Here is a 24,512-nt window from a genome sequence, read left to right on the forward strand (position 1 = left end):
CAGGCATTCACAGGGTGTGAATACCCAACGTTCGGCAAGCTGGGCAGAGGTAAACCGTCGCAAATAAACTGTTCATGTAGCGCCTCTTATTGTTTTGTATGGCTACGGTTTTGTTGTAAAGCCGTGCCCTAGGGCGGTGTTGTTACCTCACAGGTGTTGCAGTGCCCGCTACGCCTAGGCATTGAAGGGGTCCATCGCCTTTAGCCCTTGGGCGCGCTTGATAAGCAACGCCTGTGCGCTGTGCAAGTCGATCAGGGAAAAGCGCAAGGTATCGCCCGGCAGCATTTGCGCCAGCCGTGGCAGGTCTACGCTGGCCACCTGGGCAATACGGGGGTAACCCCCGGTGGTTTGCCTGTCCGCCATCAGGATCACAGGCTGGCCATTGGGCGGCACTTGCACCGTGCCGAAGGCCACGCTTTCCGATAGCAGTTCGCATGGCATCGCCAGCGGCAGTGCCTCCCCCTCAAGCCGGTAACCCATACGGTCCGACGCAGGGGTCAGGGTGTAGCGACTGTCTAAAAGTGCTCGCCGTGCTTGCTCGCTGAAGAAGCGCCACTCCCTGCCCACCATCACCCTGATCGGCGCCTCCAGCCCCTCCTCCACACCGTGCTCCTGCCAGGCCGCCAGCCGTGGCGGGTTGGCGAACGACGAACAGATAGGAATAAGGTCCCCCGCTTGCAACGTCCGGCCTCGCAGGCCGCCGAAGCCACCACGGGTATGGGTGCTGGTGCTGTTCATCACCGCAGGCAACAGGAAACCACCGCCAACGGCCAGGTACGCCCTGGCGCCTTTGACCCGTTTGCTAAAGCTGAGCACGGAATCGGCAGGTACGATCCGTGACATTCCGGGTTTGAAAGGTTCGCCATTGATAACGGCTCCAAGGTCAGCACCGGCCAGCCCAACCAGTGCCTTGGCTTGGAAATGCAGGGTCGGGCCTTGAAGGGTCATCTCCAGTGTAGTGAAGGTCCGTGGGTTGCCCACCAGCAGGTTGCACAGTTCATGGGCAGCTTCGTCCATTACACCCCCCACCGGTACCCCCCAATGCTGGAAACCATGGCGCCCGGTGTCCTGGAAAGCTGATAGCAAGCCCGGCTTGATCACCTTAAGGGTCACAGGGCTTCTCCTTGCGCCAGTACGTCAAACTCGCGGCGGCTGATTGCGGTAAAGCGAACCTGGTCACCCCCCTTCAGCAGGCAAGGTACATCGTCGTTCGGTGAAAACAGGTTTAAAGGCGTAAGCCCCACCAGGTTCCAACCACCCGGCAGGTCAGCCGGGTAGATCACGCTTTGCTGGTTGGCAATCCCAATGCTGCCTTTCCTTACCTGCGTGCGCGGCACCGAGCGGCGGGGTACTGCCAACGCTTCAGAGTGCAGGCCGATGTAGGGGTGGCCAGGGGCGAACCCCATCATCAGTACATCAAGCCAATGCGCCGTATGGGCGTCTATCAGTTGCTTCACCGAGAGCGAACAGGCGTCTGCCACCTGTTCCAGGTCCGGCGCATACTCAGCTTCGTAACACACTGGAATTTCGACGCGCTTGGCAGGCGCTGTTGTTCCAGCTACGGGCTGGTTCAGTGAAGCACTTAACAACTCACATACGGCCTGGAATGGAGAGGTATGTGGGTATTGAGCGGCAAACGCCATGGGTGAGTAATGCACGCCTACTGTCACCATGGCAGCGACCACATCGGTAATGCCTGGCAACAGGCCCTGCCTCTTCAGGTGGCGCAAGGCATTGGCGGCTGCCGCTGCCTGGCGGTTGCGCTCAATGGAGAACACCGTGTCGAACACCAGGATGACGCAACACTCGCCACATGGCTCGAACTGCCAGGCGTGATTGCGATCAACAGGCTTTGGAACCGACACAGGTCGCTGGGTAGCGTTGGCATTGACGTCGAACATACCGGTCCCTATGCGTTGGCCGCAGCGTCAATTGAAACCCAACCGTTACTTGGCGAACAACTGGCTCATGTCCTTGAACGCCTTGAACTCCAACGCATTCCCACAAGGGTCGAACAGGAACATGGTGGCCTGTTCGCCCACTTGGCCCTGAAAACGTATATAGGGTTCGATCACGAACTGGGTGTCACGGGCGCGCAGGCGGTCTGCCAGGGCTTCCCATTCATTCCAATGGAGGATGATGCCGAAATGCGGCACGGGCACATCGTGGCCGTCTACTGGGTTGGAGTGAACGGACGCCTGGGATTCGGTTTTCGGGTGCTCGTGGATTACCAATTGGTGGCCGTAGAAATCGAAGTCCACCCATTGAGCGCTGGAGCGCCCTTCGGAAAGGCCAAACACCGTACCGTAGAAGTGACGTGCGGCTGCCAGGTCATAAACGGGGATAGCGAGGTGAAAAGGAGAAAGGCTCACGGTGGTCATCCTGGTCGTTGTTAGGCGTGACATGATTCTTGACCGAAAGCCTGCTTGATAAAAAACGGATATTTCAGGTGCTGAGCAACAGTATTTTTGTTGAGTCAGCGGTCTTTTCACTTTTTTGCACCACTTTTACCGCCGAAGCACCACAGGTGCTCAGAAGGTGTGCGCGACACAGAGGCAGCATTTAGTTGCCAAGGTCAAGGCGAGGCGCCTGGGCACTGTGTTTCGCCATGGCGTCTACTACACAGGTGCGGAACAGGTTGAACAGTGGTGCATGCCGTTGCTGGTAGCGCGTTAGCAGTACGATTTCGCGGTAGAACGTCTGTGCTTTAAGCGGGATGATTCGAACGTCAGAAGCATTCTCCAGCCACAGCCCTGCCAAGGGCACCAGCGCCACCCCTAGGCCGCTACGCACCATTTTCACGATAGCGTCCAACTCGTCCAGCTCCAGGGCCTGGCGAACAGAGAGTTTATGCTCGCGCAGGAACTGCGTGACCGAACGGCCACCGAACGAGTTTCTGTCGTAGCGGATAAAAGGATGGTCTCGCAGTAGTTGCGCCGGGTCGCTGCCGCGCACCCCTTTGGGCGTAATGAGCACATAAGGCTCCCGGGCGATCACTTCGGCGCGCAGGTCCTTGGGCAGTGCAAACGGTGGGTTGATCATGATCGCCAGGTCCAGGTCCCCGGAATCCACCAGGCTGAGCAGGTTGAGCGATACACCCGGAATAAGGCTGGCTTCGATAAACGGCGCCTTTGCTTTCAGCGCTACCAGCACCTGTGGAAGGATGCCGGTTTGCACCGTGCCGATGGCGCCGATGCGCAAGGCACCGTGAAAATCGTTTTCGGTAGCAGGCGCACCCATACGTGCAAACAGCTGCAGCATTTCCTCCGCCAAGGGGATGGCCCGTTGGCCTGCCGAGTTGAGTGTGGCGGCCCGGCCAGTACGGTCAAAAAGCTTCACCCCCAGGCTGTCTTCAAGGGTGCGGATTTGCGCACTCACCGCGGACGGGGTCAAGCCCACTTCCTGCCCTGCTGCCGCAAAAGTGCCCCGGCGCGCAACGCAGATGAAGGTTTTGAGTTCTCGGATCACGGTTGGCTCTCTGGCTAGGGAACGTTGGCCGCATCTGGATATAGTTATACAAGCGGGCCAGCCCCCCTATTCAATCGCAGCAGCGCTTTATGCAAACAGGAATGTGAGCGCCGAGGGCATTACTCAAGGGGCCTCCCACTCAGGTGGAATATTCTTCCAGCCCGACAAAGTCTTTTTCCCCTCATCATTAATCCACCCCTTGTCGTAATAGTCTCTGTTTGTGACGTTGGAAAGGATTTTATAGGCATTGTCGAGTTGCGTGAACCGAGCTTGGGCACCTGGGTCATTTGGATTCTTGTCTGGATGATCTTTTAACACTCTTCTCCTATAAGTCGTCTTGATTTGCGCAGTGGTGGCATCAGCTGGCAGGCCCATATGCTGATAAAGCGGTTTAGCAGCCGACTCTTTTGGCGCCGCCTCCTCAACCTTGCCAGCACCTGCGGTTGATTCGGTATGAGGCTTCTCCTGTTCGACCTTAGGCGGCCTGGGTGGCGGTGCGCTCTGTGCACGCGGGCGTTCGGTACCGGCGCTGGCACTGGGGCGCCCAGTGCGCTCACCGACGCCAGCGGTAGGTGGTTGATCGCCGCCGGCTGCTTCTTTTTCCTTAGGCGGGCGAGGTGGTGGCGCCGCGTTTTCAGCCTTTGGTGGCTGAGCGAAGTTTGGTGTTGGATTGGGCTCACTGTTGCGACGGGGTCGTGGCGGCGGTGTTGTGCTCTTTTGGCTTTCTTGTGTCCCAGGCTGGTCTGCAAACGTAGATGGCCCCGTCCGCACAGCGCCAGCGGTCTGTGACTGCCCGCTGCCGGGAGCCGCTTCTCTTTCTTTGGGTGGGCGAGGTGGCGGTGCTGCGTTGTCAGCCTGTTGTGGCTGAGAGAAGTTCGGTGCTGGGTTAGGTACACTGGGGCGCTTCGGCAGCGGTGGCGGCCTATCACCTTGTGCGCTCGTTGGAGTGGCAAACGTACCAGGCTTGGATGTGCTGGGGCGTGGCGGCAGCGGTGGAGGCGTATCACCTTGTGCGCCCGGCGGATTAGCGAACGTATTAGGGTTCGGTGGGGTATAAGGCGGTGGCGGCGAGGATGGCCGCGCATAGCCTTGGGACGCCTGAGGATTACGGAACCGGCCTGGGTCCTGTGCGCTATAGAGTGGCGGTGGCGGTGGCGTAGCAGGCCGCCGCCCACTCGCCTGTTTAGCAGCATCCTGAAAAGCCCGAAGCCCACTAAGGCTACTACGGCTCAGGAATGCCTGCTTTGCCTGGGCAGCGACCTCTTTGCTGAATTGCGGTGCAACCGAGTGCATTGCAGACAGTAGGCTTTGGCCAATAGAATGCAACAAAACACCTGCACGATCGCTGATGCCAAGGTAGCTCATAAGGTTTGAAAGCTTCACATCGCGTTCATAATTGACCTTGCTGGCACCTCGCACCTCCTGCGCCAATTCAAACGCCCCACCCTTTTCGTGCGTTTGCACATTGCGCACGGCCGCCTTACCCTGCAACGCTTGCATAACGTGCGCGAACATCTCGTGCTTCGGATCACCAGGCTTGGCCGTATGCTGCGACATCAGCGCCTCGGTCATCTGCAACCCAACGCTGCCTGCAATATTGCTGGCAACCTTGATGGCCTGTGTTAGCTTCTGTTGCCCTGTTTCGCTGAAGGCTGCCTTCAGCAACGAAGACGCCGCGTTCGTAATGGTGTTCATAGCAGCCCCAGCTAAATCAATTACCGCCTATGTGGCAACTGGCATTATTAGGTTCCCTGCCATATCGCGGTTCGGCACTCTCCTTCAACGTCTTTAGCGTTTACACAACGGCTCGTTTTCGCCGGTGCCTGCTTTGGCCAAGGGGTGTGGTGGCTATACCCCTGCCTGCACCGCTAACACCTCGCCCTCCCAAACGTCCGCCTGCCGACGTGCAATAACCAGGCAGTCACCCGTGCCTGCAGCACTCATCACCAGCCGCCCGCCCGGCGCCCAGAACGCGCTACGCCCCGCACAGGCCCAGCCGCCCGAAGGCCCGCCATGGTTGGCCATTAGCACACCGAATGGGTGCGCTGCCGCGTAGCCTTGAAGTAGCGCGCTGTCCTTGGCATAGCCGGCCTCACTGATCAGCACGCTGGCGGCGTATATATCAGCCCCGGCGCGTGCCGCAGCCTGGGCATGGCTGGCATGGGTGAAGTCTGCGCATACGGACAGCGCCAAAGGCTCGCCGCTCACCTCTACCAACGCACCGCCCGTTCCAGGGCTGAACACGGCGTCTTCACCTTCATGGAGGTGCTGTTTGGTGTACAGCGCTTGAGAACCGTCCGCGCCCAATACAAGCGCACCGACCATAACCGTGCTCTGGCCAGCCAACCGCACGGGCAAACCTACCGCCGTGGTCATGCGTAATTGCCTTGCCAGTACCCGCAAGGGTTGCAAGCAGGGCGCGCCTGGGGGCAACGCCAATTGGGCAGCCAGTGAAGGCTCATAACCTGTCAGGGAGAGCTCCGGAAACAATAAAAACGCTACTTGATGCTGGGCCGCCTGGCGCATGAAGTGTTCATGCCGAGCGATATTGGCTTCAATGTTTCCTGCTACCGCACAGTACTGTGCTGCACAGACGCTTATATCACGCCTATGGCTTGGCCCTGGCGTTGCCTGTGCCATGCTCAAAACCCCTTCCAGTAGTCTACAAATCCCGCTTTGTAATGAAAGTAAGGGGTCTGCAGCTCTTCGTTGATACGGGCTACTTGTTCGGCCAGGGTGCTCAAGTGTGGGCTGCCCGCCTTGAACAGGAACCAGGTTTTAGCCTGGGGCGAATACAGTGAGGCGGCATACCCCCACTGCTCCATCAGCATGGCCATGCTTTTGTTGGTGTGCAGCGCCGTGTGCACCATAGGGCTGATGTAGAACCAGTTTGGGTCCTGGGGGATGCGTTCGCACACCAGCGTGTGCAGCGCCAGCACGCCATCGTCAGCAACCAGGTTATTGACTTCATCAAGGGCTGCCCGGTCCAGCACATGCTCGAACATGGCGCTGTTGATCACCAGTTTGTACACCCCCAATGCTTCTGGGGAGACGTACGACACGCCGCCCGTTTCAGCACGCACATATTTGTCGAATACGTGAAGGTCGGTATTGAAGTACTTCTTCAATACCTTGGAGAGGGTGCCATAGCCCGCGGCGTAATCGAGTGCACTTGAGAGGTCGAGCAGCCCGTTCTTTTCAAGCAGCTTGATCGCCAAGGCCTGGTCGGCATAAGGGGGCTGGTTGTTGGTGCGCGCGGCAAGGTCGCCTTCAAAGTGAAGGTGCCAGCTCTCGTTCAGCGCCGTCCATTGAGCATGGCTCATGTTTTGGTGAGTGGCGGAAATGACGAACCCGCAATCGCTGCACTTCCAGAACGCTGCGTCCAACGCATGCTCAAAAGGGCTGCCTGGATAGGGCGGGTAGGTTTTAGAGAAGAAATAGCTCAACGGGGCATCGCAAATAATACAGCCCTTTTGGTCCACAGCCTCGATACGCATAGTCCACCTTGTAATAACCACAGCGAAACGTTAGCCCTGTGAACGTATGGCAGGCCAACATGGAAGGCACCGAGTATTGCAAACCTGATTGAAAGCAGCGAGGGCGCTGCGCCAGCCAGGCCCACAAGCAGTGCTTGGAGATGTACGGCAATAGAACGTTGCGCCCTGCTACTGCACCCCGTAGGATCCCTGCAGGGTGTACCTAGGCCGCTGCCGGGTGCAGGTTAAAATCTATGCCAGTCGGGCCGCTGGCAGGGACGACCATGCCTGCACCTAACACACCTGCCTCAACATCAGTGCCTCGTGCTCAACAGCTTACTCACCAGGCACTCACTGCCCTTGAACGTTTCAGCCATGTAGAAGCGGTCAGTGGCATCGTGCTCGTCATTGCCGCCGTTATAGCGTTGGCCTGGGCCAACAGCCCACTGGGTGCTACTTACGAAACCTTCTGGCATTCGCGGCTAAGCCTGACCTTGGGCGACTACTCGCTCGGCGCTTCACTGCATTTCATCGTCAATGATGGCCTGATGACCATTTTCTTCCTGGTCGTCGGTATGGAAATCCGCTCGGAGATCAAAGACGGCTCATTGTCCAACCTGCGAATGGCTGCTTTGCCCGTGGCGGCAGCCTTGGGTGGCGTTCTGGTACCCGCCCTGATCTACAGCGCGACCAACCTTGGCCACCCTTCCCTGTCTGGCTGGGCTGTTCCCACTGCCACTGACATTGCCTTCGCGGTAGGTGTGCTGGCGTTGCTGGGTAAATCCATTGCCCCTGGGGTAAGGATTTTTCTGCTGGCGCTGGCCATCATTGACGACATCGCTGCCGTGCTGATCATCGCGCTGTTCTATACCACATCCCTTGAGGCTACTGGCGCCGTGCTGGCCGTGTTGGGCATCGCTACGGTGCTAGCCATGCAGCGCATGGGGTTTGCAAACGCCTGGGTGTACGTGGTGCCGGGCGTAATGGTGTGGGCAGGGTTGGCCAAGCTGGGCGTACACCCTACCCTGGCTGGCGTAATACTTGGCCTGATAACTCCGGTTTATTCCCGCCCCGCCATCGAGCGCCCGATCGATACGCTGCTCAGCGCCGTTCGCGACCTGGCCCACCACATAAAAGAAGCGCCCGAGGCGGACTCGGTCAAGCAACCGCTGGGCCAGATCCGAAAGGCACAGCGGGAAATGCTACCGCCGGTCAAGCGTGTGCAGACGGCACTGCACCCTTGGGTGGCCTATGGAATCATGCCGCTGTTCGCCTTGGCTAATGCCGGCGTTGCCTTCAATGCCACCTCCCTTGAAGGCCCCACCGCCTATGCCGTGGGCTTGGGCGTAGCCTTGGCGTTGCTGGTTGGCAAGCCTGTGGGGGTGGTTCTCACGTGTGTCGCGCTGGTCAAACTCAAGCTGTGCCAACTGCCAGAGGGCGTTACCTGGCGGGGCGTGGTGTTGATCGGCCTACTGGCCGGAATCGGTTTTACCATGTCCATCTTTATCGCCGGCCTGGCCTTCAGCGACCCCAACCTGCTAGGCGTTGCCAAACTGGCGGTGCTGGTGGGCTCTGCCTGCTCAGCCCTGCTAGGCCTGGCCTGGGGCGTCGTGATGTTTGTACGGCGGCCTGCTTCTCGGCACGTGTGACAACACGTGTCCAATACTCCACCCAACACAGAGGTAAACAGTGGATCTGGCTTTTCTGACCAACATCACACAAACCGAATTTCTAGGTATCACCCTTGCCAACTGGTGCCTGGCCCTGGGGGCCATCACCCTGAGTTTCACCGTTGCCCGGGCGGGCATCGGCTTTGTGCTCAAGAACCTGCGCAGGCGAGCTAACCGCCCAGATGCACACCTGAGCCACATTGCAATCGAGGTGCTGTCCAGTACCAGTAATGCGCTATTACTGCTGGGGGCGGTATTGATAGGGGTAGGCATACTGGACCTGCCTGATCGCTGGGCATCGCGGGTGAGCAGCCTGTGGTTCGTGGTTGTGGCCCTGCAAGTGGGCCTGTGGGCGAACCGGGCCATTGCACTGGCCGTACTGCGATACTTCAAGCGCCATAGCCGGTCTGAGGTCTACACGGGCAGTGCCTTGGGCACATTGGCGTTGTGGGGTGCCAAGGTACTGTTGTGGGCCGTGGTGGCGCTGGCCATGCTCTCCAACCTTGGGGTCAACATTACCGCATTCGTAGCCAGCCTAGGGGTTGGCGGTATTGCGATCGCCCTGGCAGTGCAAAACATATTGGGCGACGTGTTTGCGTCACTGTCGATTGCGGTCGACAAGCCTTTCGAGGTAGGCGATTTCATTGTGGTCGGCGCTTTGGCGGGTACGGTCGAGCACGTGGGGCTGAAGACCACACGCATTCGCAGCCTGGGGGGCGAACAGATTGTGATGGCGAACGCCGAAATGATCGGTAGCACCATCCAGAACTACAAGCGCCTGCAGGAACGCCGCATCGTTTTCAAATTCCGACTGACCTATGGCTGCACACCTGAACAGGTCAAAGAGGTACCTCGGCAGGTGGAGCGGATCATCGGCGAGCAGAAACTGGCACGCTTTGATCGGTCCCACTTCCTGGCCTTCGGCGAAAACGCACTGGAATTTGAAACTGTCTACATCGTGCTGGACCCTAGCTATAACGTGTACATGGACGTTCAACAGGCCATCAATGTGCAAATGATGGAGGCCTTTGCCGACATGGGTGTGGAATTTGCCTTCCCTACCCGCACCTTGTACGTAGCATCGCTGCCGTCCACGCTGGAAAACCAGTTGCAGCAACGCCATACCGCCCCACAAGGCGACGCATTGCGAACGGTGCAGTAACCTGGCTGCCCTGCCGCCTGGTGCGAACCAAGTGGCAGGGCAAGTTCGGACCAAGCAGCCCCTACCCCCCTCCCGCGTACTGTCAGGCTGGGCGCACTATCGCCGCTGGGGTTGCGCTGCGCACCTTCACCGGGCGGTTGCACACCACAATGCCCACAATGATCAGTGCACCGCCTATGAAGGTATACCCGCTGAGCACCTCCCCTAGCAGCAGCCCACCCAGCAGCACAGCTGTCAGCGGGTTGAGGGCGATGAATACGCCTGCCCGAGTGGCGCCGATTTTCTGGATGCCGTTGTAGTACCAGATATAGGCAATGGCCGAGCCCATCACGCCTAGGTACACCAGGCTCAGCATTTCACTGAGCGGCAACGCCTGAATGGCAGCCAGTTGGAACTGCCCCATACCCACCGCCGTCACCGTCAGCATGGCAGCCCCGGCCATGATCGAATAGGTCACGGTATGCAGCGCTCCGATCTCCTTAACGGTGGCTTTACCGAAAATGCTGAACGCCACCCAACTCAATACGCACCCAAAAATCAGCAGGTCCCCTACCCAGCTACCCTCCACGCCTGCAAGGCTGCCTGATAGCCGCGTAAGCAACACGACGCCAGCGCCCACCACGCATAGCACTATGCCGCCTACTTTCGACAAGGACAGGTGCTCGCGGTACAACAGGTAGGACACGATAGCCATTACGGCAGGGTTCAACGCCACAATCAGAGAGGCCCTGGACGCACTGATGTAATGCAGGCCGTAGAAGAAGCACAGGTTGTACGCAAAAATGCCGCAAAAGCCCAGGCCGATCAGTTTGAACAACTGCGGCCGGGTAAGGCGAACAAAGCCTTGGCCCGATATCAGCAGGTATAAACCAAGCACGCCACCGGCCAGCAGAAAACGTAAGCTGGCCGACAGCAAGGGCGGGGTTTCACCAGAAATATAACGGCCGGCGACGAAGGTGCCACCCCAGATCATGGCTACCAGCGACAGCTTGAGGTAGGTGCTGCTGTCTGCCAATGGGCGGCCCAGCGTTGAGTCTTGGGTCATGCCGAGTATCTCCCCAGCGCTACAGAAAGGGTTTGCTGTGCAGCGTAATCCAGCGTCAGCTCAAGGATTTCCCGCTGCGCGTGGCTGCCTCCGAGCAAATGCCAATGGGCGCGCGTATCGCGCAACAGTTCCAGGCACTGCCCATACTCTTCCAACGTGAACAAGTGGATGGCTTTGAGAACGCCCACGCCTGCAAGGTGGGTTTTAGGCTCCACGCCAAAACCATCGCTTTCGGCAATCTGCTTTTCAATCAGCAACGGCTGGTTGCTGGCGGAGAAGGCAAAGGCGGCGTGGAGCTTGTGAAAGTACGAGGTAGACGTGAAGATACCGCCGCTCCATAGCACGGCCAGGCGCTTCCACACACCGTGATACCGGCCATCGGCCGCCTTCAACCGTAGCCGCCATAGAAACCCGACTGCATCCAGGTCCTGTTTGGCAAAAGGGCTGTCCTTGAGTTTGTACAAGGCATCGAAGGCCGTCAGCGCACGCTCGGTGTTCTTGCACCGTTCGTAGGCAATCGCCAGGTGCCAATACACATGCATGCGCATGCCAGGGTTGTCGATCCAGTCGGGCTTGCGGCTTTCCAGGAACCCGGCCAACTCCGCCCAGCGGCCCAGCTCATGCAGCGCATGGGCCGCAGCATGAATGCCGTAGATGTTGCCCGGCACCAGGTTGACCGCTTCCAGCGCAATATCAAAAGCTTCCCCGAACAGGCCGCACTCGCACAGCACAAACGCTTTCATGGATAAGTAATAAGAGTACAAAGGGTGCTGGGCCGAGAGCGCCGCATCAAGCACTGGGAACTGATTTTTCAACCGCGTGGTCTTGCCCGTACAGAAATCCAGCATGTGCAGGAAAAACAACGCGACCACATCGGTGGGGTATACCTTGATGTGGCATACGAAGGCGGCACGCGCCGCTTCATAGTCAAAATTCACCCACGCCCTGAACCCATGCAGCACCATGTTCAGTTCGGGGCGTGAAGCCATGTCTGAGGGAACCTGGTCAAGCAACAGCTTGAACCTGTACAGCTCCTTGATTTCACAGCTGGTGATTCTGTCAAAGCCTGATAGCAACTGCCGGTACAGCGCCTGGTGCTCATTACCGGGCTCCACCGCTTCCGGCATACCGCGCAGGGCCAGGAAAGGGCCATTGGCCTCTGGCCAAAAGCCCGAAATACCATCCGTTTTCCACTGAGTCGTCATGGGCACATCCTTATTTTCCGAACCGAGCGCCAGCCTTGGCCCTTATGTCCGCTTCGTCTATCCTTGCGCATTTACGCACTCATGCGGAAATGAGCCTTTACTCATGGCCAGGCAATGACGCTCACTCAGCTCGAGATTTTTGTCGCGGTTGCGCAACGGCGCGGCTTTACCCTTGCGGCCACGGAATTGAACATCTCTCAGTCTGCCGTTTCCCATGCCATCCGGGCGCTGGAACAGGAACTGGGCGTAGCGCTGTTGTTGCGCTACCAAGGCCAGATTGAGCTGACCAACATTGGCGCAACGCTGGTACAGCGCGCCAATGCCATGCTGGGCCTGGCGGACGCCATGCGCATGGAGGCCGCCGACGCACAGGCCATGAAGGTCGGCACGCTACGCATCGGTTCATTCGGGCCCACCTCCTCCCAACGGCTGCTGCCCTTGATCCTGGACTCTTTTTCCCACCTGCACCCAGGGATCGAAATCCATATCGATGAAGGGCCTGATCGCCAAGTGGTGCAATGGCTATTGGACCGCCGTGTGGATGTCGGCTTTGTCACCTTGCCCAATGACCAGTTCGATACTTGCATGCTGCTTGAAGATCAGATGGTCGCCGTGCTCCCGCTCGGCCATCGGCTGGCAACGCAGCCGGCGGTCAGCCTGAATGACCTGTGCAGCGACCCCTTTGTGCTGACTGAGGCCGGGTCCTCTGCGCTAGTCTCCCAGTTGTTCGCCGGTGCCCGCCTGCAACCTCGGGTGCGCTACCGCACCTCCCAGCTGATGAGTACCCTGGCTGCGGTAGAACGTGGAGATGCGGTGACCATCGTGGCTGAATCGTCCCTGCCGCAGCAGGCCATTGCCCACTACGTGGCCAAACCATTGGCTCCTCGTGTGAAGCGGCTGGTGGGCATCGCCGTACTGGACAAGGCACAGGCTACACCCGTTACCAAGGCGTTTGTTGACGTGGCGCAGAAGTGTTGCGCGGCCCATGGCTTGTAACCCACTGCTGGGCAACGTCCACAAGGTGTGCCTTGGTGAAATGGGGGTGAATCGCCGCTTATGCCTGGCCCTTGCCCCGAACGTTCAAGCGTCACCGTGTTCCTATGCTGTTCAATCGTAGCCCCGCGAAACGTACGAGGTTGTACTACCGTGTCCCAACCGCAACAGTCAGACGCCTTCCAACTCGCTATGGACAACTGTGCCCGCGAACCCATCCGCATTCCCGGCAGCATTCAGCCGCAGGGGTTCATGCTGGTGATCGAAGAGCCCGGCATGGTGATACGGCAGTTCAGCGAAAACCTGATGGCCTGGCTAGGCGTGGATGCCGACCAACTGCTGGGCGCGCGCTTCCCCGACGTCATCCGGGACGGCCACGAGCTGGTTGAGCAACTGGGCGAACTGGAAGAGGACGAATCCCACCCCTACCACGTGGCGGATGTGGAGTTCCTGATCGGCAAGGCCGGGCCAGTGGCCCTGCCCATGATGCTGCACCGGTACGACCAGGTATTGGTCGTAGAGTTTGAACGGCCTACTTCGGAAACCGTGACCCATAACCGGCTGTACCCCATCGTGCGCTCGTTCATTAGCAGCGCGCCGGAAATCGAAACCGTGCAGGGGCTGTGCGAGCGTGCCGTGCGGGTGGTCAAGCGGCTTACCGGCTTTGGCCGGGTCAAAACCTACAAGTTCGACGAGCAAGGCAACGGCCTGGTGAATGCCGAGTTGCTGGATGACGGCTACCAGAGCTACCTGGGCTTGTGCTTCCCCGCGTCGGACATTCCTGCACAGGCCAGGGCACTGTACTGCTCCAATCGCATTCGCGTGATCGAAGATGCCAACTACACTCCCTCCAGGCTCATTCCCGCTAATAATCCACTAACGGGCCAGCCCTTGGACATGAGTTACGCGACGCTTCGCAGCGTATCGCCGATTCACTTGCAGTACATGCGCAACATGCAAACACTCAGCTCCATGTCCATCTCCATTGTGGTGGAGGGTAAATTATGGGGCTTGGTATCCTGCCACCACAGCGACCCGCACACGGTAAGCTTCCAAACCCGTACTGCTTGCGAGCTGTTAGGCCGGGTACTGTCGCTACAGATCGAAAGCCGTGAATCCCGCCTCAACGCGGCGCGGATGCTGGATATTCGCCAGCGCATGGTGCAGCTGCTGTCGGCCATTGCCGACCACGATAGCGTCCTGCTCGGCTTGCGTGCTGAAACCGATACGTTCCTTGGGTTTGTAGGGGCTGAGGGCGCAGCCGTGGTCTCGACCACAGGTTGCGACCTGTACGGTGACACGCCTGCCAAAACCGATGTGCAGTTGCTGGCCGAATGGCTGTTCAAACGCCCGGCCAACGACTTCTTCGAGACGGACAATGCCAGCCAGAGCATCCCGGAGCTGCCTGCCATCGGTGAAGCCACCAGCGGTGTGATGGCCGTCGCCATTTCAGAGCTGCACCCCCATTACCTGATCTGGTTCAAACCCGAACAGGCCCACGTGGTGCACTGGGCCGGCAAACCGGACAAGATTCTGGGTGATACCGGCAGCCTCAACCCCCGGCAAAGTTTCGAACAATGGCGGCAGGTCGTTCATGGTTTTTCAACGCCATGGCTGGCCAGCGAGGCCGAGGGTGTTCAGGAATTGCGCCAGGCCGTACTGGGCATCGTGTTGCGCAAGGCTGAAGAACTGGCGCAGATGTCTGAGGAACTGGACCGATCGAACAAGGAACTGGAAGCCTTCTCGTACAGCGTGTCCCATGACCTGCGCGCGCCACTACGGCACATTGCCGGCTTTACCGACCTGCTGACGGACATGGAATCGGACAACCTCTCGGAGCGAGGCCAACGCTTTGTCACCACCATTGCAGACTCTGCACGGTTTGCCGGCACCCTGGTAGACAACCTGCTCAGTTTTTCCCAAATGGGCCGCAATGCTATCCACCTGGCGCCCATAGACCTGCGCAAGCTGGTGGACACCATTCGCGTGGAACTGCAGCCGGACTACGAAGGGCGTGAGGTGCAATGGCACTACACCGACCTGCCCGAGTTGGTGGCAGACCCGGCCTTTATCCACTTGGCCATGCGCAACCTGATTTCCAATGCACTGAAGTATTCACGCACCCAACCGGTAACCATTATTGACGTTACGGCAGCCAAGCGCGACCACGACACGGTGGTGTGTGTGCAGGACAACGGTGTCGGGTTCGATATGCAGTACGTGGACAAACTATTTGGCGTCTTCCAACGGCTTCACCGCATGGAAGAGTACGAGGGCACCGGCATTGGCCTGGCCAACGTTCGGCGTATTGTCGAACGCCACGGTGGCCAGGTATGGGCCAAGGCAGCGCCCAACAAAGGCGCCGCGTTTTCATTCACCCTGCCCCACGCTACCGTGCCACCGCTGCCTGACGAGGCAGACGGGCCCAGCTAGACAGACTACAGGTGCTTCTTGGCCTCTTTATCCAAGTGCTTGTCTGCCTTGTGGCGTTCTTCGTCGTCGTGCCTGGCGCCTTTGTCTACTTCACTGGCGTCATGCTTCACACCCTTGTCCACCTCTTTGGCGTCATGGTCTACGCCTTTGTCCAACTCACGGTTGTCGTGGCGTATGCCCTCTCCCACCTCACCTTCGGCAAAGGCTAATGGCATGGCGGCGGCGAACAACACAGCGACTGCAATCAGTTGTTTACGCATAAAACTGCTCCCAGCGGATCCACTTTAAAGGTTGAGCTTTAACTGTAGACCACGGGCGCTTGGCTAGCCGGTTGTGTTTAGCTCACGCCGTTAGGGCCGTTTAGTACCTGCCTCACCTTGGCCGATAACACATTGGGCAAACAGGGCTTGGACAGTACTTCAAATTGCTCGCCACTGGCGTCTGTGCGCTCAATGGCATTCTCAGCGTATCCCGTGGTGAGCAATATCTTCATATCCGGGTAAAGCTTGCGTACTTCACGTGCCAGTACCACGCCATTCATGCCGCCGGGCATGATCACATCTGAAAACAACAGGTCGAAGCGGGCATTGCTGGCCAGGATCTCCAGCGCCTGGTTGGCGCTGTTGGCAACAGCCGTCGTGTAGCCACAGTCATCGAGTACCGCCTTGGCCAGCTCAGCCACGTCTTCACGGTCTTCAACGATAAGAATGGCCTCGGTGCCTGTGGCGACGGCTGCCGGCTTGGGCACCTCATGGTGGGTGAGGCCTGCGCTGTCGGCTGGGAAATACATCCGCAACGTGGTGCCTATGCCGTCCTCGGAATAAATGCGCACGGCCCCACCTGACTGCTTGGCAAAGCCATACACCATCGAGAGTCCCAGCCCAGTGCCCTTGCCTTCATCCTTGGTGGTGAAAAAAGGCTCCATCACCCGGCTTTTGATGCTTTCGGGCATGCCACAGCCGTTATCTGTTAACGCTATGCATACGTAGCGGCCAGGCAGCATGCCGTCATAGGCGCGTGCATTGGCTTCGGACACGTGCAGGTTTCGCGTTTCCACGCTGACCGCCGGCCGATCCCGGCCCAGCAACGCATCCCGGGCATTGATGATGATATTAAGCAACGCCATCTCGGCCTGGGTGGGATCGATGCGACAGTTCCACAGGTCCTGCTCCAGGTCCGTACGGAAGTCGATGTTATCGCCCATCACATGCTCAACGTTGCGGCGTATTTCATCGACCAGGTTGTTTAGGTTGATCACACGGCCTTGCAGCTTTTGTTTCCTGGAAAATGCCAGCAGTTGTTGAGTCAGGGACGTCGCACGTTCGATGGCTGTGCGGGTCATGGCCAGGTTGCGCACGATGCGTTCGCCGTCTACCTCAGCCTTGCGCGCCGAGCGGTCTGCCAAGTCCACGTACCCACCCATCACTTGCAACAGGTTGTTGAAGTCATGGGCGATGCCCCCGGTCAGTTGCCCCAAGGCCTCCATTTTCTGCGCCTGGCGCAGTGCGTCTTCAGCGTCGCGGCGGCGGCTTACGTCCAGTTGCGAAGCAAAGAAGTAGATCAAGTCGCCGTCGTCGTTGTACACCGGCGAAATGAACAAGGCATTCCAGAACGAGGACCCATCCTTGCGGTAATTGAGTATCTCCACTGAAATGTCGCGCTGCTCGTCCACCGCCCGCTTCACCTGCTCCACCAAATGCCGATCGGTATCGGCCCCCTGGAGAAAACGGCAGTTACGCCCGTACAGCTCGTCGGTGCTGTACCCGGTCATGTCCAGGAAGGCGCCATTGGCAAAGATGATCGGGTTATCAGGCTGGTTAGGGTCCGTCACGATCATCGGCATACGCGTGGTGGACACGGCTGCGAAAAAGATATTTTTGCCTTGGGAAGACAGGTCAGCTGTCTGTGTGTTGTCTACCCGCGCATGCAGGTCTTTGGATTGGTCAGGCATCGGGCTCGTTTTCCTGAAAGCGTAAGGCGCCGTACATCTGCTGTTCGATACACAAAGAAGACAAATAGTTTGTGCAGCGTGTACCCAATGGTCCAAAAAAAACGCTGAAATCAGCCTCCAGGCTGAAGAAAATAGTTATCACCCATTTATTTAGCGCGCTTTGTCTGGAACTAACGTGCCACCCGCACAATAAAGGCACAATAACATCACTCCTCCTTTATTCTTCAGTGACGCCCTTATGAACGCTTACGATGCACGACACCTGCGCCTGCTTAACCTGATCGAAGCCCGCCAGTGGAATGAGATAAGCCAGGACGATGCCGAGGAACTGCGCGTATTGATCGTGTGCAAATACGTAGCGTTGGCAGAGGCAGCTGGCAAGGCGCCTTCCATGGTGCTTAACCCCGAAGGCCAGCACTACCATCAACGGCTGGCTGAATTGGCCCTGCAGCAAGCTGCCAATATCGCCTGACATCGCGCAACGGCATAGCCGTTCATCGCTTGGCCTCATAAACATCTCTATTCAGCGCAACGGCGGCCGATAGCCATCGGAACTGTATCGCTGGATAACGCCATGGCGTATCGCAAAACGAACCTGCTGCTTGCAGCCATGGCCGCCATGCTGGTGATGTCGATCACCGCCGCCATAAGCCCGGTCACCTTGTTCTGGACCAACCAGACCCGCATGGAGCGCAACCTGGTCGAGCAGCAGCTTGATAGCCTGCGCGTGCTTCAAAGCCTGCTGGTAGATGCGGAAACCGGCCAACGTGGCTATGTGCTCACCGGCAAGGAACCTTTTCTGCAACCCTATTTCGTTGCCTCAGCGCAGTTGCCAGGTGCGATCAGGCACCTGACCGAGATATACGAAGATAGCCTTCCCGATGACATCGGGCGGGTCAACAGCCTTATTGCCCGTGCTCACTTGAAAATGGACCACCTGGACAAGGTGGTCAAATTGCGCAGTGAGGTCGGTTACAACGCTGCAGAGGCCGAGATTGCCGGCGGCCATGGCAAGCAACTGATGGATGACGTACGCGAGGCCACCCAGGAACTGACGGCCGACGAAACGGCCAAGATTGCACGCCTGGACGACCAGCTCCAGGCCAACCTTCGCCTGGCCGTGGTGGTATCAGTTGCCACGTTCCTGCTTACACTGGCGCTGGGGCGGTTTATCTACGTGTCCATGCGCCGCGCAGTGCAACAGCAAACCTTGTCAGCGCAACAGCAAGCCGAATCGGCCGCAACGGCCCAGGTTGCCAGTGCGCGCCTGAGCCAGAGCCTTGAACGGCTGGAGCACCGCAACCTGGAAGTCAGCCTGCTGGCCGAAATGGCCAGGCTACTGCAAACCGAATTGAGCCAGGAAGAAACACTGCAACTGGCCAACAGTTACTGCCAGCGCCTGCTGGAGGGCAGCGCCGGTACGTTTTTCCTGTACCGCAACTCCGCCGATGCCCTTTTGCCAGCGGCTAGCTGGGGGGCTGTGGCCCTGCCACCCGACACGCTACTGAGCCCTAAGGACTGCTGGGCCATCCGCCGTGCCCGCGTGCACTTGGTAGAGCAAGGCCATGACCTGTGCTGCGCGCATTACCCGCATCACACGGATACGGTGACCTACACGCATTGGTGTATTCCACTGCTGGCGTATGGCGAAACACTGGGGCTGCTGCACATTTACAGAGACGCACGCCAGCCCACGGAAGAAGCCAGCCTCAAATGCGCTGAAGCCATTGCCGAACAGACTGCCCTGGCCCTAGCCAACGGGCGTATGCGCCAGGTGCTGCAAACCCAGTCCATACGCGACCCGCTCACTGGCCTGTACAACCGGCGGTTCATGGAGGAAACCCTGGAGCGAGAACTGGCCCGGGCCCGCCGCACCCATGCCTGCCTGTCGGTCATCATGCTAGACTTGGACCACTTCAAACGCCTGAACGACAACTATGGCCACCCGGCCGGTGACAGCGTGCTCAGAGCTGTTTCGGCTTTGCTGCTTGGTGCCCTGAGAGCCTCGGACATCGCCTGCCGCTTTGGCGGTGAAGAGCTGATCGTGATCCTGCCCGACTGTGCGCTGGAAGGCGCAGTGGCCCGTGCCGAAGCCATACGCGCGGAATTTGCCGCCATGACCCTTCACGAGTTAGGCCAGCCACTGACCGTAACGGCCTCCTTTGGTGTGTGCTCCACCGCCGTGTGCGGCGCCGACCAGAGCCTGCTGCTCAAGGCGGCTGACACCGCGTTGTACAAGGCCAAGCAGAGTGGGCGGAATCGGGTTCAGTCTTGCCTGGATGCCTAAATCAGGCAGGCATTCAAGTACTGGCATTTGGGGTCGATAACTCAGTATTCGATTCCATTCCACCTTGTGAGCCTGATGAAAGTAGCCCACCGCCTCTTTATCATCGCCGCGTGTGCCTGCGCCGGCCTAATCGCTATTGCGTTGTTTGCGCTCCATACCCTGCATAACACCATGCTGGAAGACCGCCGCCGCGAAATCCACACCGTGTTGAACCTGGCCAGTAAACAGGTTGAATACTTTCAGGGGCTTGAAAAAGCCGGAACGCTCACCACCGCTGCGGCCCAGGCACGTGCTGTCGAGGCGCTGAATGCCTTGCGCGATGGCAGAAACGCCTATATCTGGGCCAGGACGGAAGAGGCTTTGGGCCTTGTCCATCCCAACCCGGACCTCATTGGCAAAGTGGACGTAGGCGCCACGCTTCCCAGTGGCAAGACCGTTTGGCAGAACTACTTGGATCACCTGCGTAGTGACCGTTTCGCCTTTTTCGACGACAAGGTGGCACGGCCAGGCCAGGCCCAGCCTGTGGACAAGATTAATGGCGTGACCCAAATCCCGGGCTGGAACTGGGTAATGGGCTTTGGGGTATATGCCGATGACATCAGTGAAGCGTACTGGCAGTTGGTCTACAAATTTCTCTCTATCGGCGTACTGGTGCTGCTGGGCGTAGTCGCTATCGCGTGGCGCATGTCTCGCAGCATCTACAGCGCGTTGGGCGGCGAGCCGCAGCAGGTAGCCGAAGTTACAGGGTCGATTGCCAACGGCGACCTGCGCCAGGTGATGGGCGATAGTTACCCGGCCGGCAGCTTGATGGCTGCCGTGGCCCGTATGCAAACCGGCTTGCGCGGCATGATCGTGGACATCAAACAGGTGGCAGAGGAACTCAAGGGCACATCGTCGAGCCTGGGTGAGCAGATGCAGCATATCGACGACGCCTCTCAACATACCTCGGAGGCCACGACGCTTACGGCAGCCGCCGTGGAACAGATGTCAGTCACCATCGACCAGATTTCCAGCAATGCCCGCATGACTCAGACCAACTCTGAGCGCTCCACGTCGTTGGCTATCGAGGGCGAGCGCCTGGTCGGCGAAGTCACAGGGGCTATCGCTGAAGTGTCACAACAGATCACAGCTGCATCAGGCCAGATCAGCGGGCTGGTTGCGCGCGCCGACGAGATCGACAGCATCACCAGCGCCATTCGCAACATTGCCAGCCAGACCAACCTTCTGGCGCTCAACGCGGCCATCGAAGCGGCACGCGCCGGTGAACAGGGCCGTGGATTTGCCGTCGTCGCCGATGAAGTACGCCACCTTGCCCAACGCACGGCCCAGGCGACCGAGGAAATCACGGTCATGGTGGCCGACATCCAGAACGATACGGGCATGGCCGTAAAAGAAATGCAGGCTATCGAACCCAAGATGAACGCTGCAGCCGGGCTGGCCAAGGAAGCGGCAGCCGCCTTGCGCGACATCAGCACCGAAGCGGCTGCCACCTTGGCTCAGGTTCGGGAAATGGCTTCGGCTACGTCAGAACAGAGCCAGGCCAGTAGCAGCGTGGCTCAAAACGTGGAGCGCATTGCGTCCATGGTCAGCGCTTCGGCCGAGTCAGTCACCATTGCCAACGTGGACGTAAATGCGGTGGTGTCTTCCAGCCGTACACTGACTGATTCCACCGCACGCTTCAAGCTCTAGCCCTTGGTTTTCAATACCTCGATCCACAGCGCCCCTTTACCCGAAGGGGCTTGCCCAGCCCGGGTCAAGGCACCTTTGGGGCCAATGGCATAGCTGCCGACTACAGCGCTTTTTTCACCCGTCACCAGTAGCCAGTGCCCGCTAGGGTCGAACGCAACGTTGCGAGGCTGCTGCTCCTGCACGGGGTAGTTGCCCAAGAAGGTTGGCTTGCCAGTCTTGGCATCCAGGCTGAACGCGGAGACGCTGCTGCTGGTGCGTTCCGTCATGTACAGCAGCTTGCCGTCCGGTGACAGGCGCAGGTCCGCGGCCCAGATGCGACGGGTGGGATCGTCAGCCAGGTTGTTGTTGCTGGCGTCTCTTACTTCCCCGTGGGCCAAGCCGAGGCTGGCCGGTACGCCAACCGCCACGCCTATCTCGCTCAGGGCGCCGCTTTTGGCGTTGATGGCGTAGGCGGTCACCGTGCCGCTCATTTCTCCCACCACATACAGGAAATGGCCATTGCGGGAAAACGCGATATGCCGCGGCCCGGTTTTGGCCGGTACTGAAACATGCCCATCACCTATTGGCGTGAGCTGACCCGTGGAAGCGTTGAAATGGTATTGCAGCACATGGTCGGCACCCAGGTTGCCGGCATAGGCAAACCGGTTGGAAGGGTCTGTGCGTATGGAGTGAGCATGGGGCCCGGTCTTGAAGGTGTTAAACGCCGCAGTAGGCTGGTGATCGCTATCAATGGTCTGGGTGCTGATCAGGTCTGCACCATAGGAGGCGGCCAGCAACCAGCGTCCGCTTCTATCGGTCGCCAGGTAGGCCATGCTCTCTGCCAGCGGGGCAGTGCCGCGTTCGCTGAGGTGCCCTGTTTTAGGGTCGATACTGTAGCTGCGCACTGTGTAGGGTTTGGCTCGCAAGGCAGCATAGAGGGCCTCGCCATCCGGGCTCAATGCCATGGGGTTGACCTGGGCACCGGCCTGGGTCTGCTCGACCAGCTTCAATTGCCCGGACGCTTCGTCCAGTTGGTACTGGGAAATCAACCCGTCTTCAGGGCTTGAGATATAGGCGAAGGTGGCGGCCTGAACAGGCTCAACCAATGCAGCAACAATCAGGGAAACAGCAAAACCGGTACGCAAACCCATGGTGGAGTCCTGTTATTTTTATGATCAGTCATCCTATGACTAAGCCACTATGGACTGCAACAGGTGCCAGGGCCGCCCTGCCCTGGCTTGCTTCAGCGGCGGATGTTTGCGTAGAAAATACAGCCGATCAGCCGTGCAAACAGCTCCAGGGTTTCCGCCAGGTTCTCATCATCGAAGGCCGTAGCCTTCGTATCCAAAGCGCAGAGCGCGCCATACAGCGTGCCATCAGGCAGGATCACAGGCACACCGGCATAGCTGCCAAGGCGATGCTCGGCCACCACTGGCCGCGCAGCCAGCCTGGGATGGTTGGCGATATTGGCCAGAAACAATGGCCTTGGGTCACGCTGCAACTCATGACACAGGGTGGTTTCCACGTCCAGCGACTCGCCTGGCGCAATGCCCAGGCCAATGGCGTCGTATACCGAACACACCACCCACTGCGTGTCCGTGAATTTGGAAATGCCCGCAAAACCCATCCCGGTCAAGCGCGTAACGAGCTTTAGAACATGGGTGGTCGCCTCGATCTCGGCGATGGCCGAGCGCTCTTCCAGGGTCAGCAGACCCTGCCGTTCACACAGCCTTTCCATCGACTACTTCTCCACTGATGGTCGAAAACGCAGGGGCTCGCAGGCCCTGGGCCTAATGTAAAGGGAGCCTTCGCGCCGCGCAATGTATGCAACACATCGCACAACGGAGCGGCCTGGAAGGGAACAGGCTGCGTGTTAAGCCTGGCCTTATGGGCACGTAACAATCGGTAATAGCATTACGTGCTTTCTTTGGTTTCATCACGTACCAATCGCGCAAAAAGCCAACCGGGGTCGTGTAAGCTCCGGTGCCTTGGCACAACGGAACACCCGAGCCCTCCATGCCCTTCGTACGTACCTCCTTGCAGGCCTTCCTCACCGTACTCGCTGCCTGTGCGATGGCGTCAGGCTGCCGCCCTGCGGACGCTCCGCCTTCGGCGTCGCTACCCGTGGTCGACGTGGTCATCGCCGCACCTTCGGCCACGGCGGCTACTGCCCTGTTGCCAGGCCGCCTGGAGCCCTATCGCCGTGCCCAGGTGCGCGCACGCGTGGAAGGGATCGTGCACAAGCGGGTGTATACCGAAGGGCAAGAAGTACAGGCAGGGCAATTGCTGTTCCGGATCGACCCCGCCCAGCTTGACGTGGACCTGGCAGCGGCCCAGGCCGAGCTTTCCCAGGCCAAGGCCGCGGCAGACGCCGCTGAAGACATCGCGCAACGCTCCCGGCAGTTGATCGCAGACCAGTCCATCAGCACCCAGCAGTACCGCAAGGATTTCTTCGCGGCAAAACAGGCACGCGCCTTGGAGGAATCAGCCCTGGCCAAGGTGCGTAGCGCACAGCTGCGGCGCGTGTACGCCGACGTGACGGCACCCATTGCCGGGCGCACCCGCAAGGCCGATGTCAGCGAAGGCGCCATGGTAGGCCAGAATGAAGGCACCGTGCTGACCACGGTGGAGCAGATCGACCCTTTGTACGTTGATTTCTCTGAACCCGTGTCGGCGTTTCTTGCGCTACGCCAGCAGCAGGTGGACAACCCCCAGGCCGGGCGTGAGGTGGGCCTGATACTGGCAAACGGCTCCCGATACCCTGCCAAGGGCATTCTTGAATTCCAGGACTCTGCTGTGGACCCTAAAACCGACACGGTCACCCTGCGCGCCGTGGTGCCTAACCCGGATCGCCTGCTGTTGCCCGGCATGTATGTTCAGGTTGAAGTGGCGCGCCCCCAGGCGCCTCACACGGTGCTAGTGCCACAGCGTGCATTGGCTCGGGGGGCCGAGGGGGCTTATGTAATGGTCGAGCGCGACGGTGTGGCCCACCAGGTAAGCGTGAAGGCCGACGCACTGGAAGGCACACAATGGCGCGTGGAGGCCGGCCTGCTTGGCGGCGAACGGGTCATTCTCGATGGCGCTGCACTGAGCGATGGCCAGCCCGTAGCGCTCAAGGCACCCCCAGCATCGGTGGCGGTGAGCAACCCCTGAG

Annotated in this window: 21 protein-coding genes; 8 read left to right on the forward strand and 13 right to left on the reverse strand. The window is 59.2% G+C overall.

Features of this window, described 5'->3' with window-relative positions; all coding sequences use genetic code 11:
• Nucleotides 1–174: 174 nt before the first annotated feature.
• The 7 genes from HBH25_RS13765 to HBH25_RS13795 form a co-directional block, all read right to left on the reverse strand.
• Nucleotides 175–1,113, reverse strand: coding sequence for a 5-oxoprolinase subunit C family protein (locus tag HBH25_RS13765; RefSeq protein ID WP_168084480.1), 939 nt, complete (start codon nt 1,111–1,113; stop codon nt 175–177).
• On the reverse strand, nt 1,110–1,901 hold the full coding sequence (gene pxpB, locus HBH25_RS13770) for a 5-oxoprolinase subunit PxpB (protein WP_168084481.1): 792 nt from the start codon (nt 1,899–1,901) through the stop codon (nt 1,110–1,112). Before pxpB ends, HBH25_RS13765 begins: the two co-directional genes overlap by 4 nt.
• Before the next feature lie 45 nt (nt 1,902–1,946).
• Nucleotides 1,947–2,372 (reverse strand): VOC family protein, encoded by a 426-nt coding sequence (locus HBH25_RS13775; protein ID WP_168084482.1) that lies wholly within the window; start codon nt 2,370–2,372, stop codon nt 1,947–1,949.
• Between the two features lie 190 nt (nt 2,373–2,562).
• Nucleotides 2,563–3,468, reverse strand: coding sequence for a LysR family transcriptional regulator (locus HBH25_RS13780; protein WP_168084483.1), 906 nt, complete (start codon nt 3,466–3,468; stop codon nt 2,563–2,565).
• Nucleotides 3,469–3,591: 123 nt separating this feature from the next.
• Nucleotides 3,592–5,163, reverse strand: a complete 1,572-nt coding sequence (locus HBH25_RS13785) for a J domain-containing protein (protein ID WP_168084484.1) — start codon at nt 5,161–5,163, stop codon at nt 3,592–3,594.
• Nucleotides 5,164–5,316: 153 nt separating this feature from the next.
• The gene (locus tag HBH25_RS13790) at nt 5,317–6,108 is read right to left on the reverse strand and encodes a carbon-nitrogen hydrolase family protein (RefSeq protein WP_168084485.1); all 792 of its coding nucleotides are present in this window, start codon (nt 6,106–6,108) and stop codon (nt 5,317–5,319) included.
• Between the two features lie 2 nt (nt 6,109–6,110).
• Entirely contained in the window at nt 6,111–6,965 is an 855-nt protein-coding gene (locus tag HBH25_RS13795) for a class I SAM-dependent methyltransferase (protein WP_168084486.1), read from the reverse strand.
• Nucleotides 6,966–7,228: 263 nt separating this feature from the next.
• On the opposite strand from HBH25_RS13795, the gene nhaA reads away from it, so the two are divergent.
• Together nhaA and HBH25_RS13805 are read left to right on the forward strand one after the other, a co-directional pair.
• Nucleotides 7,229–8,593: a Na+/H+ antiporter NhaA gene (gene nhaA / locus HBH25_RS13800; RefSeq protein ID WP_168084487.1), complete on the forward strand. Its 1,365-nt coding sequence runs from the start codon at nt 7,229–7,231 to the stop codon at nt 8,591–8,593.
• A 40-nt stretch (nt 8,594–8,633) separates the two neighbouring features.
• Complete coding sequence (locus HBH25_RS13805; RefSeq protein ID WP_168084488.1) at nt 8,634–9,776, forward strand: mechanosensitive ion channel family protein; 1,143 nt, start codon at nt 8,634–8,636, stop codon at nt 9,774–9,776.
• An 82-nt stretch (nt 9,777–9,858) separates the two neighbouring features.
• Here HBH25_RS13805 and HBH25_RS13810 read toward each other — a convergent pair whose 3' ends face one another.
• Nucleotides 9,859–10,821: a DMT family transporter gene (locus tag HBH25_RS13810; RefSeq protein ID WP_168084489.1), complete on the reverse strand. Its 963-nt coding sequence runs from the start codon at nt 10,819–10,821 to the stop codon at nt 9,859–9,861.
• A complete protein-coding gene (locus tag HBH25_RS13815) occupies nt 10,818–12,026 on the reverse strand; it encodes a tetratricopeptide repeat protein (protein WP_168084490.1) in 1,209 nt (402 codons plus the stop codon). The genes HBH25_RS13810 and HBH25_RS13815 overlap by 4 nt, the downstream gene beginning before the upstream one ends.
• A gap of 114 nt (nt 12,027–12,140) precedes the next feature.
• Here HBH25_RS13815 and HBH25_RS13820 point away from each other — a divergent pair, with 114 nt between their 5' ends.
• The gene (locus tag HBH25_RS13820; protein WP_168084491.1) at nt 12,141–13,022 is read left to right on the forward strand and encodes a LysR family transcriptional regulator; all 882 of its coding nucleotides are present in this window, start codon (nt 12,141–12,143) and stop codon (nt 13,020–13,022) included.
• 189 nt (nt 13,023–13,211) lie between these two features.
• Nucleotides 13,212–15,452 carry an ATP-binding protein gene (locus HBH25_RS13825; RefSeq protein WP_168084527.1) on the forward strand — a complete coding sequence of 747 codons (2,241 nt, stop codon included), beginning with the start codon at nt 13,212–13,214 and terminating at the stop codon, nt 15,450–15,452.
• A gap of 5 nt (nt 15,453–15,457) precedes the next feature.
• On the opposite strand, the gene HBH25_RS13830 is transcribed toward HBH25_RS13825, so the two are convergent.
• Nucleotides 15,458–15,712, reverse strand: coding sequence for a hypothetical protein (locus HBH25_RS13830; protein ID WP_168084492.1), 255 nt, complete (start codon nt 15,710–15,712; stop codon nt 15,458–15,460).
• Nucleotides 15,713–15,789: 77 nt separating this feature from the next.
• Nucleotides 15,790–17,403 (reverse strand): histidine kinase famiy protein, encoded by a 1,614-nt coding sequence (locus HBH25_RS13835; protein WP_168084493.1) that lies wholly within the window; start codon nt 17,401–17,403, stop codon nt 15,790–15,792.
• Nucleotides 17,404–17,641: 238 nt separating this feature from the next.
• Here HBH25_RS13835 and HBH25_RS13840 point away from each other — a divergent pair, with 238 nt between their 5' ends.
• The 3 genes from HBH25_RS13840 to HBH25_RS13850 all read left to right on the forward strand — a co-directional run bounded on the left by HBH25_RS13840 (nt 17,642) and on the right by HBH25_RS13850 (nt 21,379).
• A complete protein-coding gene (locus HBH25_RS13840; protein WP_168084494.1) occupies nt 17,642–17,875 on the forward strand; it encodes a hypothetical protein in 234 nt (77 codons plus the stop codon).
• A gap of 102 nt (nt 17,876–17,977) precedes the next feature.
• On the forward strand, nt 17,978–19,690 hold the full coding sequence (locus HBH25_RS13845) for a diguanylate cyclase (protein ID WP_168084495.1): 1,713 nt from the start codon (nt 17,978–17,980) through the stop codon (nt 19,688–19,690).
• A 75-nt stretch (nt 19,691–19,765) separates the two neighbouring features.
• Nucleotides 19,766–21,379 (forward strand): methyl-accepting chemotaxis protein, encoded by a 1,614-nt coding sequence (locus HBH25_RS13850; protein ID WP_168084496.1) that lies wholly within the window; start codon nt 19,766–19,768, stop codon nt 21,377–21,379.
• Here the strand turns inward: HBH25_RS13850 and HBH25_RS13855 are convergent.
• Together HBH25_RS13855 and HBH25_RS13860 are read right to left on the reverse strand one after the other, a co-directional pair.
• The gene (locus HBH25_RS13855) at nt 21,376–22,509 is read right to left on the reverse strand and encodes a lactonase family protein (protein ID WP_168084497.1); all 1,134 of its coding nucleotides are present in this window, start codon (nt 22,507–22,509) and stop codon (nt 21,376–21,378) included. The two genes, HBH25_RS13850 and HBH25_RS13855, sit on opposite strands and share 4 nt — an antisense overlap.
• Nucleotides 22,510–22,601: 92 nt before the next feature.
• Nucleotides 22,602–23,096 (reverse strand): GAF domain-containing protein, encoded by a 495-nt coding sequence (locus HBH25_RS13860; RefSeq protein WP_168084498.1) that lies wholly within the window; start codon nt 23,094–23,096, stop codon nt 22,602–22,604.
• A gap of 278 nt (nt 23,097–23,374) precedes the next feature.
• On the opposite strand from HBH25_RS13860, the gene HBH25_RS13865 reads away from it, so the two are divergent.
• A complete protein-coding gene (locus tag HBH25_RS13865; RefSeq protein ID WP_168084499.1) occupies nt 23,375–24,511 on the forward strand; it encodes an efflux RND transporter periplasmic adaptor subunit in 1,137 nt (378 codons plus the stop codon).
• The last annotated feature ends 1 nt before the right edge of the window (nt 24,512 follow it).

Source organism: Pseudomonas quercus, from assembly GCF_012033695.1.
In the GTDB taxonomy this organism is placed as follows: Bacteria; Pseudomonadota; Gammaproteobacteria; order Pseudomonadales; family Pseudomonadaceae; genus Aquipseudomonas; species Aquipseudomonas quercus.